Raw genomic sequence first — 14687 nt, 5'->3', positions numbered from 1 at the left:
CATGAACCATGGATGTTCGTTTGAAAATTATTAAACGTGCTGTAAAAGAAATTGAAGATGGCATGAATGTAAATTTAGGAATCGGGATGCCAACGCTCGTAGCGAATGAAATTCCTTCCGATTACAGTGTCCTTTTACAATCTGAAAATGGCTTGCTTGGAATCGGGCCCTATCCAGATGAAAGTGAAGTTGATGCAGACTTAATCAACGCAGGGAAAGAGACTGTGACTGCTGTTCAAGGTGCTTCATATTTTGATAGTGCCGAATCGTTTGCGATGATTCGTGGAGGTCATATTGACCTAGCTATTCTTGGTGGTATGGAGGTATCTGAAAATGGTGATCTTGCCAACTGGATGATTCCTGGGAAAATGGTTAAAGGTATGGGCGGAGCAATGGACCTTGTCAATGGCGCAAAGAGAGTGGTCGTTGTCATGGAACATGTAAATAAGCATGGTGAATCTAAGGTGAAGGATGCATGCTCACTACCTTTGACGGGAAGACGTGTTGTTCATCGTTTAATTACAGAGTTGGCCGTATTCGATTTTACAGAAGATGGAATGGTTCTATGTGAATTGCAGGAAGGTACGACTTTAGAAGAAGTACAAGCGAAAACAGAGGCTGCATTTTCTATCAGCCCACAGTTACTATCTAGAATCAATTAGAAGGAGGGGCAGCAATGGGAAAGCTTCTAGAAGGTAAGACAGCATTTATTACAGGTTCCGGCAGCGGCATTGGTTTGGAAATCGCCCGAGCGTTTGCTCTTGAGGGTGCAAAGGTTGCCATTTCGGATTTGAATGTGCAAAGCAGTGAAGCAGTGGCAGCAAAGCTAGTAGAAGAAGGCTTTGAAGCGATTGCAACTCCATGTGATGTGACAGATGAAGTTGCTTTTAAGAATAGTTTAGAAAAGGCCTATCAGACCTTTGGGCGCCTGGATATTCTTGTGAACAATGCTGGTTTACAATACGTATCACCTATTGAGGAGTTTCCTACTGAGAAATTCGAATTCTTGGTTAAAGTGATGCTCACTGCGCCTTTTGTTGGCATAAAAAATGTATTCCCAATCATGAAGGAGCAAGGATTTGGCCGTGTGATCAACATGGCTTCCATAAATGGTTTAATTGGTTTTGCTGGTAAAGCAGCATACAATAGCGCGAAACATGGAGTGATTGGCTTAACGAAGGTCGCTGCCTTAGAAGGAGCAGCCCACGGTATTACGGTAAATGCGCTTTGTCCAGGCTATGTGGATACACCACTCGTTCAAAATCAGTTGAAAGACTTGGCGGTAACAAGGAATGTTAGTCTGGATCGCGTCATTGAAGATGTCATCTTCCCGCTAGTTCCACAAAAAAGGTTATTAGCCGTTTCAGAGATTGCTGATTATGCTGTGTTCTTAGCGAGTGATAAAGCGAAAGGCGTCACAGGGCAGGCTGTTGTCCTGGATGGCGGATATACTGTGCAATAACAATTGGGCCCGGCTTGCGCTGGGTCTTTTTCTATTTTGAGTGAATTGGGAGGAAAAATGGCTTTCGCAAGATTCTAGTATATTTTCGCAAAATTCCATGTGAATTTCGCTAGATTCCTCCTCACTTTTGCAAGAATGGGAGTCTGTTTCGCAAGATTGAAATATATTTACAATTAAATAGAAAGTTATCCCAATACCTATTTTTCTTATATTTCGTAAATAGAAGGAACACTTTGTTATAATATTAAGAAAAAGTGGTAAAGGTGAGAAAAGTGATGAATCTTGGAATAGAACATATCCCTTATAGTTGGCTCCAGGAAATTATCAATCTCTCAGCAGAGCGAATTGTAGTGGTGGATCGTGAGGGTGTCATTTGTTATATCAATGAAAAGTATTGCGAATTTCTTGGAACGACGGTCGAGTTCGCTACGGGCCGCCATGTAACAGAAATAATTGACAACACCAGGATGCATATTGTGGCAAAAACAGGTCAAGCAGAAATAGCGGCACTTCATCCTATCAATGGGAGCGATATGATTGCAAATCGTTTTCCGCTTATCGTTGAAGGAGAATTAGTTGGCGCATTAGGAACGGTAATGTTCCGTACACCTGAAGATTGGTGGGATTATAAAAGAAAAATCCAGCCGTTGCTTGAAGAGCTCAAATACTATAAGACTAAACTTGAAAAAGATTTAAAAAGTAAATATAGCTTTCAAGACTTAATAGGGGAAAGTAACTCTTTCCAGGCCGTAAAAATGCTTGCAGAAAGAATATCGGGTAGCCAATCAGCCGTTCTACTATTAGGAGAATCGGGGACTGGTAAAGAATTATTTGCGCATGCGATACATAGTAACAGTGCGAGGGCATCGTTTCCATTTGTTCCGATCAACTGTGCGTCGATTCCGGAACATTTATTGGAATCAGAACTCTTCGGCTATGAAGATGGAGCCTTTACGGGGGCGAAAAAAGGCGGTAAAAAAGGTCAATTTCAAATAGCAAACTATGGGACGATTTTTCTCGATGAAGTAGGTGATATGCCGCTCCCGATGCAGAGCAAACTACTTCGTGTTCTTCAAGAAAAAGAAATTCAACGGGTAGGTGGACAGACGTCCATTCCTGTAGATGTACGTATTATCGCCGCGACCCATCGAAATCTTGAAAAAATGGTGGAAGAAGGAAAGTTCAGGCAGGACCTGTATTATCGCTTGAATGTCATAAAAATAGAAATTCCACCTTTGAGAAAACGCAAAAATGATATTGCATTGATTGCAAGTAACCTTCTAAAAAAGCTGGAGAAGAAGTTCCATCGTCAACATTTGCACTTATCAAGGGAAGTCATCGCAAGATTAGAATCTCATGATTGGCCAGGGAATATCCGTGAACTTGAAAATGTTCTCGAGCGGGCCATCAATGTTCTTGATGATTCAGTCGTTGAACTTCACCATTTGCCATTATATTTAAAGGACCAGGAATTATTAGTCGAAAATCAATTGACATCGCCACAAGAAAAAGAACTTCCATTAAGACCTTTAAAGGATACAATGGCAGACGTAGAAAAACAGGCCATTCAACAGGCGCTTGAAGTAACGAACGGCAATAAGCTTGAAGCCGCCAAACTTCTGCAAATTGGGAAGACTAGCTTTTATGAAAAATGTAAAATTCATCATATCTCTTAAGAACCTTAAGTTAACAGTTCAAACAAAAAGCAGTCCAACAAGGCGTTGGTCTGCTTTCGATTTCTTAAACTTAATCTTGAATATAAGGAATGTTCTTTAGATGACTCGTATGCTCACGCATATAAACGTAAAACTGATCGTACCGCACCCATTTTAAAGGAAACTTTACGCTAAGCTTATTTTCACGGTCGTAGACCAGTACGTACTTTTTGTTGTATTCAACTTTTCTAATTTCGGCGAGGTCAATACTTTGTGTATTATTGCCATCGAAGGCAAGCAACTGTTTGCCCACAATCGCCACGCTTCTCTTCTTATTTCTATTCAACTCAAAGACTGTCAATATCGCACCAAGTACCGTAAATCCTAGCGGAACAACAAAATGATCCTGAATTCCATCTAACAAAGCTCGGACCCATTGGGTAATAAGGATAGCGTAAAAAAACCACAAACCTTTACTTACTTTTGGTTTACTTTCATAATAAACCGTATTCTCATATTCAATTTGTTCAGCTTCTCGCTTTTTAAAAAAAGCGGCTTTATGCTCTTCTAAACTTAGTGAATCAAACTCAACGTAATCTGTATAAGTTCCATCCCATAAATGTGCAGTATCATCGCCATCCTCAAGTGCATAACCACCGGTCCAACCTACATAGGTGTGGCTGCCCTCTTTGAATCTCATTAAATAGTAACGGATAGGCTGCCCGTAAGCATTCTCGGTTTGTACCTCATCGACAATTTTAATTTCCTCAGGAAAATGTGCAAAGCCATCTTCTTCTGGTAAATTGATAATCGTTGTAAAGAGACGGGTTTTTGCTAGTAACTTTTGTTTTCCAGTAGTTATAGGGTACAAATGCGCTTTATTTTGATCAGATAACTCCCAATACACCATTTCTGCACTTTCAATATGTTCAGCACATTCACGTAAAGTTTCTTTTTCGTAAGGTAGGTTTTTGCTCACGCAAACAAGCAGTGCTTCTGTCCTAATCAGAGGGTCATTAAAATGAAGAGCTTCTTGCAATGCCTGTTCTGTTTGAGTTGAAAAATAAAACTCCATTGAATTTAACAGCAACCGCAAGTGATCACGGAGAGAAAAGTAGCTATCTTTCCATGATGTATACACAAATTTTGTCGTGTATTCCTTATCGTATTTCAAGTATTCTTCCTTTAAGTTTTGATAATCGCTTATCAATAGTGGAAGGACAAAATTTCTATTATAGCTACGTTCCAAACCTGATTTATGGAGTGACAATATGAGTTCATACATCATGAACTTATAATGAGGAGACTGGATTTGTTCAATTGTCTTATCAAGTATTCCCTTTGTAAAGGTAGGATAATTACCTAGTTCCACAACAGGTAAATAGGCTTTTTCCGTTTGGATGAGATGGATGATTTTATCCTCTAAAACAGAAAATATCACATCGTCTTCCGTCGGAAGGAGAAATTCAATGGCTCGTTCTTTTGCCATTAAATGAAATCCATCAAAGTGTTTTAACACAGCTTCGATGACTTCAGGCATCGGAAAGTCACAGACAAAATCAATCAAGTAATAGGATGGGTTATCCCATTTGTCTACCGGATCAGGAAATCTTGACGCAGCCGTTTTAACAAAATCCTTAAGCACATCAATTTGAACTTCTAAACCTTCATCTAATTTATACTGATAAAGCTGATCCATAGCTTCGAAGCGCTTAGCGGGATCTTCGCTTTTGACCCCTCGTAAAATCCCTTTTAGTTTTAACTCGACCATTTTATTCCGCCCTTATGTATGTAGTTAATAACTTCATTCTATTTCAAGTCTATTTTTACCGTCAATTACAAATAGCGGAATGGTCCTATTAAAATGAGGGGGGATGAAAAAGGCGTAGTTCCAAAGAGAACTTACGCCACCTGTTTAACTTAAACTAAGAAGTGTATCCGTATCAATAATTGTAGCAAACTCTTCATTAAGATTCACAAGCGTCATATTATGAATGGTTTCTGCCGCATAAATCTCGCCATCAGGGCCTTTGCGATCGAAGGTAGCTGTGGCATCGGAAACTAGATAAGTATCAAATCCGAAATTCCCTGCCATTCTTGTTGTGGTTTCCACACAATGGTTTGTAGTCAAACCTACGACCACAATTGAACGAATGTCTTTTTCTCTTAATCTTTGCTCCAAGTCAGTTCCGATGAAAGAGCTATTCACATTCTTTTGAAGAACCGGCTCGTCATTATGGGGCTCAAAGCCTTCTTTAAATTTATGTGTATCCTTTAAATGGTAAAATAAAGAACCTACTGTCAGTCTCGAAGTGTGTTGGATGTGAAAAATCGGGCGTTCAGTTTTACGCCAATGAGCAAGTAGCCTCAAAATATTTTTTTCAGCTTGTGGATTATTGCGTCTCCCCCAGCTAGGATCATTAAAAGCTTGCTGTACATCAACAATAATCAAAGCGGTGTCCTGCGGAATATTTTTCAACGTTCATTTCCCCTTTTCATTTGATATCTTTATTTTACGTAGATTGTTAGAAGGAAGAAATGCAACAATGAAAGTAGATGCCACCGCAAAACTTTTTAATGTAAGAGTATAATAGTTGAAACTTAACTTTTGAAAGTACTGCTCTTTCAAGGTTTATTCATGAAATTGTATCGGTCTTCCATCAATGGGAGAAGAAAGGGTAATCAAGGTGGAGGATTTTCCGTATTTCATTGTGTTGTTAATGAAATCTTCAAGCTTGGCTACAGATGATGTCATAATCCTAACTATGTAACTATATTGTCCAGCCAAACGGTGACACTCAACGACATCTGGATAAGTCTTGCAATATTCAACGAATTGATGGCATTTTTCCGTATCAAATAAAATAAATGCTGATATCGGTTTATTCACTTTTTCAGGATTTAAGGCAATCGTATAGTTTCGGATAACGTCTTTTTCTTCCATCTTTCTAATTCTTTCTGCGGCAGCCGGTGCTGTAAGGGCTACTTTTTTGCCAAGTTCTGTCATCGTTATTCTTCCGTTCAATTGAAGTTCTTCTAAGATTTTTAAATCGGTAATATCCATTTTCATCTTCCACCTTTTCATTAAAGGGTGTGCAAGGAATAAATTTGCATCATATATATTTAAAATATTACAATAAATGAAATAATTGGTCACCCTAGAATTATATAGCTAAAAGAGTTGTTGGGAGGTTAAGAGATTGAGAGTAGGCATTGTGAAAGAAATATATAGATATCCAGTAAAATCAATGGGTGGAGAAAGATTAACTGAAGTACCTATTATGGCCAATGGTATAGTTGGAGATCGTTCATTTGCCATTAAAATGAACGATAAGTATTTAACGGCGATCGAAATGCCGGAGTTATTTGCCCATCAAGCAGTGCTCAATAGTGATGAAGAAGGCTATGGTACTAAGGTGACAACACCTGATGGCCAAGAGTTTGATTGGAATGACCAAAGTTTCATCAACTACATGGCCGATAAGACAGGTGATCGTAATCTTGAACAAGTGGAGAGTCAGCCAGAAGAAAGAGGGGCTTATTGGGAAGATCATCTTTTAATCATCTCTGAATCCTCATTAATGAAAGTTGCGGACTTATGTAATGAAGATGAATTAAATATGAAAAGGTTTAGGCCGAATGTTGTTATTGAACTGGATAGTGGGGTTCCTTTTGAAGAGGAGCAATGGTTCGGAAAGAAATTGGTTATCAACGATATTGAATTGACCATCAACTCACATTGCCCACGTTGTGCGTATGTCAATATCGATCCCAATGATCCTGCCAAGAAAAACCCTAAAATCCTAAAGACAATAGTAAAAGAAAGAAAAGGGAACTTAGGTGTTTACGCCTCTGTTGTAAACCAAGGGACGTTAACAGTTGGGGCGGAAATATTTCTAGTAGATTAGGAAAAAGGTTGTTTTCGCATTGATTGCTGCTGATAGGACCCAAAGCAAATACACGTATTCATTCTTATTTTGTGCTCTTTTCCTCAATATAAAATGCTTTTGGTTTCAATCCAATAACAACAAAGTATACGAAAATAGCCTATTAAAAAAACATCCATATCATGGCTAAACTAGCTAACGAGACCAACAGTGATGCGAACAAACCAGTGAGGAGCGGTTTAATTCCAAGCTTGGCAAATTGTTTTACATTTACCTGAAGACCTACAGCAGCCATGACCATAATAATTAGGAATTTAGCAATATCCGTTAAAGAGTCTGCAAGTTTGTGTGGGATGAGCCCAATGGAATTCAAGATACTCATGAATAAGAAAACTAAAACGAACCAAGGAAAAGCCTTCGTTAGGGATTCTTTTGTCGTACCTTTTGTTTTCATCAAAAAGGGCAGAATCAAAATCACGGGTAACAGAAATAGGGTACGTACAAGTTTAACTGTCGTAGAAATCTGTCCTGCTTCATTGCTATATACATAACCGACGGCAACTGCTGAGGAAGTATCATGTACAGCCGTTCCCGCCCATACACCGAATGCTTCGGCATTGAAATGAAATAGATGGCCAACAAGTGGGTAGATGAAAAATGCCAACAGGTTAAATAAAACAATTGTAGAAATGGCGTATGCAGTCTCATCATCTTTTGCTTCGAGAGTCCCTTTTACGCAAGAAATGGCAGTTGCACCGCAAATGCTCGTTCCGACGCCAATCAAAAGGGAGAGTCGACGATCAAGTTTCAGCAGCTTACCAAACCATAATGTAAGACCAATTCCAAGGATTACTGACACAAGAATAACACCAAGGGATTTGGCTCCGATAGATAATATTTGTGTGAGGTTAAGACTTGCCCCGAGTAAGATGACGGAAACCTTTAAAAGCTTTTTAACCGTTAGATTCAGTCCAGGTTCAAAAGCCGTATGGACGCCAACTGTATTTTTTATTAGTATTCCTATTAAAATCGCAATCAATATTCCTCCAACAAGCGGAAACATCTCACCGAAGTATTTAGCGATAAGTGCAATCAAGATTGTAAAAAATACACCGATTACCCAATTAGGGAGGCGATGATTGATTTTTATTAAATATGTGTTGTTCAATTTCACTTCTCCTTTTGAACAGTCATGATGGAGTGTTTAGAGATTAAATGCAACTTCGAAACTCGTAGGAGACCCAAGCGCTATTAACTAGAATAACAGAAAAACGTGCACCAAGGGGAACTCCTTGATGCACGCACCGTACATATTACTGAACTGCTAATTAATAAACTGCTTATCAATTAATTTATCGAATGCAGGCTTATCTTTTAAAAATTTCAATGCATAGGAAGAATCAGAGAATGCTTGAATCGCTTCTTCGTCGACTTCGTATGTGAAGCCAATTCGATTCCATGCTTTATCCATGACAGATTTCTTTAATTCTTGGCCTGTTACATCTTTAATGTCTTTAATTGTGATTTCTTTCGCTTCTTCTGGATTTTTCAAAATGAAATCAACAGCCTCTTTATGGGCGTCGATAATTTTTTGAACAAGCTCAGGATTTTCTTTCACATTCTTACCTGACGTTACCATCACTGATGCAGGTAATGTGGTACCGAAGAACCTATTTCAATTGAACTACTAAGTTCAATTGACTATTAGGCTTCGATGCTTATGGGCAAATTCAAAATAATGGTTGGAATTGAATAAATTTTTTGAAAATTATTGAAGTACAAACGAATGACATGGTATCATTTTATTAAACCATATTAGAAACAGTGTTTTGTAATAACAAACATTAAAACGTGTTTCAAATCAAAGGAGGAAATCTTCAATGGAAAACTATGTGAAAGTAGGAAGTCTTCAAGTAGCTTCAGAGCTCTATGAATTTATTAATTCAGAAGCTCTTCCGGGAAGTGATTTAGAACCTGAGAAATTTTGGTCTGGTTTTGAAAAGTTAGTTCATGATTTGACTCCAAAAAATAAGCAATTACTCGCTCGTCGAGATGAAATTCAAAGCAAGATTAATACCTGGCATCGTGAAAACAATCAAAGTTTTAACTTTGAAACTTATAAATCATTCTTAGAAGAAATCGGCTACTTGGAGACGGAAGTCGAAGATTTCGATATCAAGACAGAAGGGGTAGACGATGAGATTGCGGTTCAGGCTGGACCTCAGTTAGTTGTTCCAGTAAATAATGCGCGTTATGCGATCAACGCTGCGAATGCGCGTTGGGGAAGCTTATATGATGCCCTTTACGGCACAGACGCCATTAGCGAAGAAGGTGGTGCAACTCGTGCAGGAGGTTACAATCCTGTACGTGGTGAAAAGGTCATTGACTTTGCAAGGGAATTCCTTGATCAAGCTGTACCATTGAATGGCTTCTCACACAAAGAGGCTACAAGTTATCTTGTAGTGGATGGAAAACTGACTGTAAAACTTAAGAATGGAGAATCAACTGGGCTTAAAAATGAAGAAAAGTTTGCGGGTTATCAAGGTGCACCTGAACAACCTAGCGCTGTTCTTCTGAAGAATAATGGTCTCCACTTTGAGATTCAAATCGATCGTAGCCATCCAATCGGTCAAACAGACGAAGCGGGTGTGAAAGATTTACTCTTGGAATCAGCTGTAACGACGATTATGGACTGTGAGGATTCTGTAACAGCAGTTGATGCAGAAGATAAAGTGCTCGTATATCGCAACTGGCTGGGACTTATGAAAGGCGATTTGGAAGCTTCTTTTTCAAAAGGGAATAAGTCCATGATGCGTAAGCTCAATGCTGACCGAAAATATTCTTCTCCTACGGGTGGAGAACTGTCCTTGAAAGGACGCTCACTTCTGTTTGTCCGAAACGTTGGACATTTAATGAGCATCAATGCCATCTTGGACCAAGACGGGGAAGAAATACAAGAAGGTATTTTGGATACAGTCATGACGAGTCTCATTGCCAAGCATACGCTATTAGGCAATGGTTCTTATCAAAATACTTCTAAAGGATCAGTGTATATTGTAAAACCAAAAATGCACGGATCAGAGGAAGTTGCTTTTGCAAACGAGCTTTTTGATAGAGTGGAAGATTTATTGGAGCTTCAAAGAAATACGCTTAAAATTGGAGTAATGGACGAGGAACGTCGTACATCCTTGAACCTGAAAGCATGTATTCGCCAAGTGAAGGATAGAATCGTGTTCATCAATACAGGATTCCTTGATCGAACAGGTGATGAAATCCATACTTCAATGGAAGCAGGTCCAGTTGTTCGGAAAAATGAAATGAAGTCTTCCAAGTGGCTTCAGGCTTACGAACAATCCAATGTCATTGCAGGTCTATCAAGTGGCTTTCAAGGTCAAGCACAGATTGGAAAAGGTATGTGGGCAATGCCTGATTTAATGAAAGAGATGATGGAACAGAAAATCGGTCATCTGAAGACAGGTGCAAACACAGCTTGGGTTCCTTCGCCTACTGCAGCTACATTGCACGCCTTGCACTATCATCAAGTTGATATTACAAAGGTACAAGATGAGAGAGCAAACGATAAACGTGACCTTCGTGATGATATTTTAGAATTCCCAGTTGTAACGAATCCTCAATGGACTCCTGAGGAAATCCAAAATGAGTTGGATAACAACGCTCAGAGTATCCTGGGCTATGTTGTGCGATGGGTTGAGCAGGGAGTCGGCTGTTCTAAAGTACCTGATATAAATAACGTAGGACTGATGGAAGACCGGGCTACACTTCGTATTTCCAGCCAGCATGTTGCTAACTGGCTGCATCACGGTATTTGTAAGAAAGAACAAGTCATTGAGACCTTGCAGCGTATGGCAAAAGTCGTGGATGAACAGAATGCAGGAAATTTGGCATATCGACCTATGGCTGCTAATTATGATGATTCAGTGGCGTTCCAAGCTGCCTGCGACCTCATTCTTCAAGGCTATGACCAACCAAGCGGATATACGGAACCAATCCTTCATCGTCGCAGAATAGAAGCAAAAGCGAAATTTGCGATAAAACAATAATCTTTTAACCTTAATCTAAGGCTGACTCAAATAAAAGGCTGAGTTTGTGGATCAACCTGGTATTGGGTCAGCTTTTTTTATGAAAGGTCATTGTTGATTTTTGTGCCTTATAAGTGACAAGCACCAGAAATGTGAGATTTATCCACGTAAGCCATGCATATGTCTTGACCCTTAAGCCAGCCCAGCCAGGATGTGTAATTTTAACAGGAAGTCCTGTAGGCGCGGAAATGGTTGACTCAGACGATGTCATTGAATGTACGATTAAAGAGATTGGAATATTGCGCAACACTTTCACCGCTGTAAAAGTCGGCGCTAACGGCTAATATTGGCCAGATAAACTTAAAGAAACTGTATGCTATAATATTTCATTAGTGAAGAGCTGCAGTACTGCTTGTAATTACGTAAATATCGAAGTAGGTGAAAGATTGTGGAAAGAGAAAATGTAGTGAAATCTGTCAGCAGAGCCCTTGATATCATAACGATTGTGAGCATGAAAAAGGGTGGCATTGGTGTAACAGAAATTGCTAAACAAATAGATATAAACAAAAGCTCTGTATATAGAATACTTTCCACTCTTGTTCAATATGGCTACATTGAGCAGGATAGTGAAACAGGAAGATATAAGCTGGGCTATAAGTTCTTAGAAGTAAGTACAAAACTGCTAGATTCGATAGATTTGAGGGAAGAAGCAAAACCTTTCTTGCTTGAATTAGAAAATGAGACCAATGAAGTAATCCATTTGGTTGTTTATGATCAAGGGGAAGTCGTCTATATCGAAAAGTTAGAAGGAAACGAAACGTTGCGCATGCATTCCAAGGTAGGGAAAAGGGCACCAATGCACTGTACTTCTGTAGGAAAAGCAATCCTTGCCCACTTGCCATCAAGTGTTGTTCTTGAAATTCTTGAACGAAGAGGAATGGCGATGCATACGGAACATACGATTACTGACAAAGACCAATTCCTTAAGGAGTTAATCCAAGTGAAACAAAAGGGTTATGCGCTTGATTTAGAGGAAAATGAAACAGGAATTACCTGCATAGCGGCGCCTATCTTTGATCATTTAGGCAAGGTCATCGCAGCTATCAGCATTTCTGGTCCAACAATACGAATGACTGATGAACGAATGGAATCGCTACAAGATCGGATGATTGAAATAGGTAAACAAATCTCAGCAAGACTTGGTTACGTAAGCAGAATCAATTAAAACAAAACCATGAAAATTTGTTCAAGCTTTTTAAAAAGGTATCTTTATCAAAAAGCGTTCCAATTTAATCTTGAATAATAATGCCTCAATGAATGTGAATCCTAAGTCTTAGACTTATAGATTACAAAAAGACAAGAGCCAGTCGAAAAAGGCTCTTGTCTTTTCATTTTAATTATTGAATTTTAAGTTATTAAAACCTATTGTTAAACTTATCATCAGATAAGTCACAGTCTTTACGATTATTATCTAACTTGTTTGTTGTTAAGTTATCAGTCTCAAATTCGTTTTTTAAGACGCCACCTTCAGTGTAATCCTCAACGTTGACTTCCTCACGTTTTAACGTATCGCGAACTTCTACAGATTCTTCAACTTCACGCTTACCAACAACGACTTCGCCCGTTACGACTGTGTCCTTAGACACATTAACTTTTTCTTCGCTAACCGGGATACGAATGGTTTCGTCTGAACCGATTGGTGTAGTGTCGTCTGTTAATCTGTTTGTAACGTCGCGACGTTCAATGTACACTTCTTCCTTAGAAACAGGAACATTTACCGTTTGTTGATCTTCAACAACTTCTTTATGAAGTTCGACTTCACCAGCTTGAACGCGGTCTTTAGAAATGTTCAATTGTTCTTCCTTTAGCTTCAAAGTGCGTTCTTCCGTTTCGTTAAGAGTAGAATCAGCGAAAGAATTACGAACGCCCTCACGGTTTGTGTCGGAATAATCGAGATCACTATTTGTGTAATCTAACTTTGTGGTGTCAGTAAGTGAAGAATTTACACGATCAGCATCAGAATATAGGTTTGGATCAGCATCGTCCACCAATGTATTCAAACCAGGTTGCTCGTCCACTAAGACAAGAATTTTCCCTTCGTCAACATATGAGTTGTACCGTTTCGCCTCATCTTCTGGAATGCCCATGCCAATTAATGCTCCAGCAACTCCACCAGCACCAGCACCTACTGCAGCTCCTGTTAATGCTGCTGCGATTGGACCTGCCGCTACGATTGGACCAACTCCAGGAATGGCAAGTGCCCCGATACCAGCTAGTAGACCAGTAACTCCGCCGATTGCACCTCCAGTTGCTGCACCAGCAACTGCACCTTCATCTGCTTTTGTACCAGTTTCTCTTTCGACCATGTCAAGGTCGTCCTTGTTTTTGGCAACCACTGAGATGTTTTCTGAATCATAACCTCTTGCTGTTAAATCCTGAATGGCCTCAATTGCTTCATGTTCTGTGTCATATGCTCCTACAATACGCTTGTCCATTTTTCTTCCTCCTTTAATAATTGGCTCTGTTTACATCCCTGTTGATTTCCGCTCCAGTCGCTTTCTTTCCTGGGGGCGTTCGCCGAGCCTCCTCGTCGCTAACGCTCCTGCGGGGTCTCGCCTGTAACGCTGATCCCCAAGGAGTCAGGCGCCTTCCACTCCAATCAACAAAGTGCAGAAAATCAATAATGATCTTAAGCATAGCCTTATAAGTAGAGCTGTTACGATGGTATGTTAAATGTGTACCACCTCACAAAGTTTTGAAACCTTTTATTTTTCTCTGATGATAACATCTCCACTTTTATTTACACGAAGTTCTTCGCGCTTGACAGTGTCGCTTACTTGTTGCATTTCCTGAACTTGACGCTTGCCTATGACTACTTCTCCCGTGACGACTTGTTCTTTTGTGACCTTTAGTCGTTCTTCGACTACAGGGACACGAATGAGTTCATCGTCCTCATCACTGATCTCTGAAGAAGCCACTTCATCGGCCGTTCTATGCTCAACAAATACCTCGTCCTTTGATACTGGAACTTGGACTGTTTGTTGTTCTTCAACGATTTGTTTGTGAAGTTCAACTTCTCCTGTTTGAATTTGATTCTTGGAAATTTGCAATTGCTCTTCCCTTAACTCCATCTTTCTTTCCTCTATTAAAGGTTCTTCAGTGGTGAAACCTTGTTTTGGATTTAATTTAGGACTAGAATTCAAGGGCTTTTTCGGTTGAATGTTTGTTCCAAAATAAGTGGGATGACTTTCAGTCGTTTTACCCTCGGAATTTGTAAGGACCAGAATTTTCCCGTCATTAATACCTTCCTCATAAAAAGGAATTTCCTCTTCACTTAAGCCAAAATCACTTAAGGGAGATGGGGAATTGTTCTGCGGTTTGCCCTCTTCGAAAAGGGCTGCGAACCATTCGGAGAATGATTTCTCCGTCTTAGGTTCTTCAACCATTAAGCTTGAAGTATCTGCGGAATCGACACCCGTTCTATAGGTGATGCTGTCGGCAGCAGTTTGCTCCTTAGCGATTACGGTGATATCACTTGGCCGATACCCAAGATTTCTGAGTTTTTCAATTTCAAGAATAGCAGCATGTTTGGTTTCATAAAGACCTACAACATTTTTGTTGGCCACAGTAAGTTCGCCTCCTT

At 39.6% G+C, this 14687-nt stretch carries 12 protein-coding genes and 2 pseudogenes; 7 read left to right on the top strand and 7 right to left on the bottom strand.

What is annotated here, in order from left to right; genetic code table 11:
• Positions 1-8: 8 nt before the first annotated feature.
• The 3 genes from BMZ31_RS16110 (at position 9) to BMZ31_RS16100 (ending at position 3138) form a co-directional block, all read left to right on the top strand.
• Positions 9-662: a 3-oxoacid CoA-transferase subunit B gene (locus tag BMZ31_RS16110; protein ID WP_090832957.1), complete on the top strand. Its 654-nt coding sequence runs from the start codon at positions 9-11 to the stop codon at positions 660-662.
• 14 nt (positions 663-676) lie between these two features.
• Positions 677-1462 carry a 3-hydroxybutyrate dehydrogenase gene (locus BMZ31_RS16105; RefSeq protein WP_090832956.1) on the top strand — a complete coding sequence of 262 codons (786 nt, stop codon included), beginning with the start codon at positions 677-679 and terminating at the stop codon, positions 1460-1462.
• Between the two features lie 275 nt (positions 1463-1737).
• Positions 1738-3138 (top strand): sigma-54 interaction domain-containing protein, encoded by a 1401-nt coding sequence (locus tag BMZ31_RS16100; RefSeq protein ID WP_090832955.1) that lies wholly within the window; start codon positions 1738-1740, stop codon positions 3136-3138.
• A gap of 70 nt (positions 3139-3208) precedes the next feature.
• Here BMZ31_RS16100 and BMZ31_RS16095 read toward each other — a convergent pair whose 3' ends face one another.
• The 3 genes from BMZ31_RS16095 to BMZ31_RS16085 all read right to left on the bottom strand — a co-directional run bounded on the left by BMZ31_RS16095 (position 3209) and on the right by BMZ31_RS16085 (position 6181).
• Positions 3209-4888, bottom strand: coding sequence for a hypothetical protein (locus tag BMZ31_RS16095; RefSeq protein ID WP_090832954.1), 1680 nt, complete (start codon positions 4886-4888; stop codon positions 3209-3211).
• A 144-nt stretch (positions 4889-5032) separates the two neighbouring features.
• Positions 5033-5587, bottom strand: coding sequence for a cysteine hydrolase family protein (locus tag BMZ31_RS16090; RefSeq protein ID WP_090833161.1), 555 nt, complete (start codon positions 5585-5587; stop codon positions 5033-5035).
• A 162-nt stretch (positions 5588-5749) separates the two neighbouring features.
• The gene (locus BMZ31_RS16085) at positions 5750-6181 is read right to left on the bottom strand and encodes an Lrp/AsnC family transcriptional regulator (RefSeq protein WP_090832953.1); all 432 of its coding nucleotides are present in this window, start codon (positions 6179-6181) and stop codon (positions 5750-5752) included.
• Positions 6182-6317: 136 nt separating this feature from the next.
• On the opposite strand from BMZ31_RS16085, the gene BMZ31_RS16080 reads away from it, so the two are divergent.
• A complete protein-coding gene (locus tag BMZ31_RS16080) occupies positions 6318-7025 on the top strand; it encodes an MOSC domain-containing protein (protein WP_090832952.1) in 708 nt (235 codons plus the stop codon).
• Positions 7026-7167: 142 nt separating this feature from the next.
• Here the strand turns inward: BMZ31_RS16080 and BMZ31_RS16075 are convergent, their stop codons facing one another.
• Positions 7168-8172, bottom strand: a complete 1005-nt coding sequence (locus BMZ31_RS16075; protein WP_254778882.1) for a YeiH family protein — start codon at positions 8170-8172, stop codon at positions 7168-7170.
• 156 nt (positions 8173-8328) lie between these two features.
• Positions 8329-8649: pseudogene (locus BMZ31_RS16070) on the bottom strand (ABC transporter substrate-binding protein); the annotation flags it as partial.
• Between the two features lie 235 nt (positions 8650-8884).
• Between BMZ31_RS16070 and BMZ31_RS16065 the strand changes: the two are divergent.
• From BMZ31_RS16065 to BMZ31_RS16055, 3 genes and pseudogenes are all read left to right on the top strand, one after another.
• Entirely contained in the window at positions 8885-11065 is a 2181-nt protein-coding gene (locus BMZ31_RS16065) for a malate synthase G (protein ID WP_090832950.1), read from the top strand.
• A gap of 182 nt (positions 11066-11247) precedes the next feature.
• A pseudogene (locus tag BMZ31_RS16060) lies at positions 11248-11388 on the top strand (ureidoglycolate lyase); the annotation flags it as partial.
• A 104-nt stretch (positions 11389-11492) separates the two neighbouring features.
• Positions 11493-12269 carry an IclR family transcriptional regulator gene (locus BMZ31_RS16055; RefSeq protein ID WP_090832948.1) on the top strand — a complete coding sequence of 259 codons (777 nt, stop codon included), beginning with the start codon at positions 11493-11495 and terminating at the stop codon, positions 12267-12269.
• Between the two features lie 190 nt (positions 12270-12459).
• Here the strand turns inward: BMZ31_RS16055 and BMZ31_RS16050 are convergent, their stop codons facing one another.
• Together BMZ31_RS16050 and BMZ31_RS16045 are read right to left on the bottom strand one after the other, a co-directional pair.
• Positions 12460-13539 carry a YsnF/AvaK domain-containing protein gene (locus BMZ31_RS16050; RefSeq protein ID WP_090832947.1) on the bottom strand — a complete coding sequence of 360 codons (1080 nt, stop codon included), beginning with the start codon at positions 13537-13539 and terminating at the stop codon, positions 12460-12462.
• A gap of 270 nt (positions 13540-13809) precedes the next feature.
• Positions 13810-14670: a YsnF/AvaK domain-containing protein gene (locus tag BMZ31_RS16045; protein ID WP_090832946.1), complete on the bottom strand. Its 861-nt coding sequence runs from the start codon at positions 14668-14670 to the stop codon at positions 13810-13812.
• Positions 14671-14687 lie beyond the last annotated feature (17 nt).

Origin of the sequence: Bacillus sp. cl95 (assembly GCF_900115925.1) — a bacterium.
In the GTDB taxonomy this organism is placed as follows: Bacteria; Bacillota; Bacilli; order Bacillales; family Cytobacillaceae; genus Neobacillus_A.
Note: the sequence above shows the minus strand (reverse complement) of the source record. Positions and strands in the feature narration are given on the sequence as shown.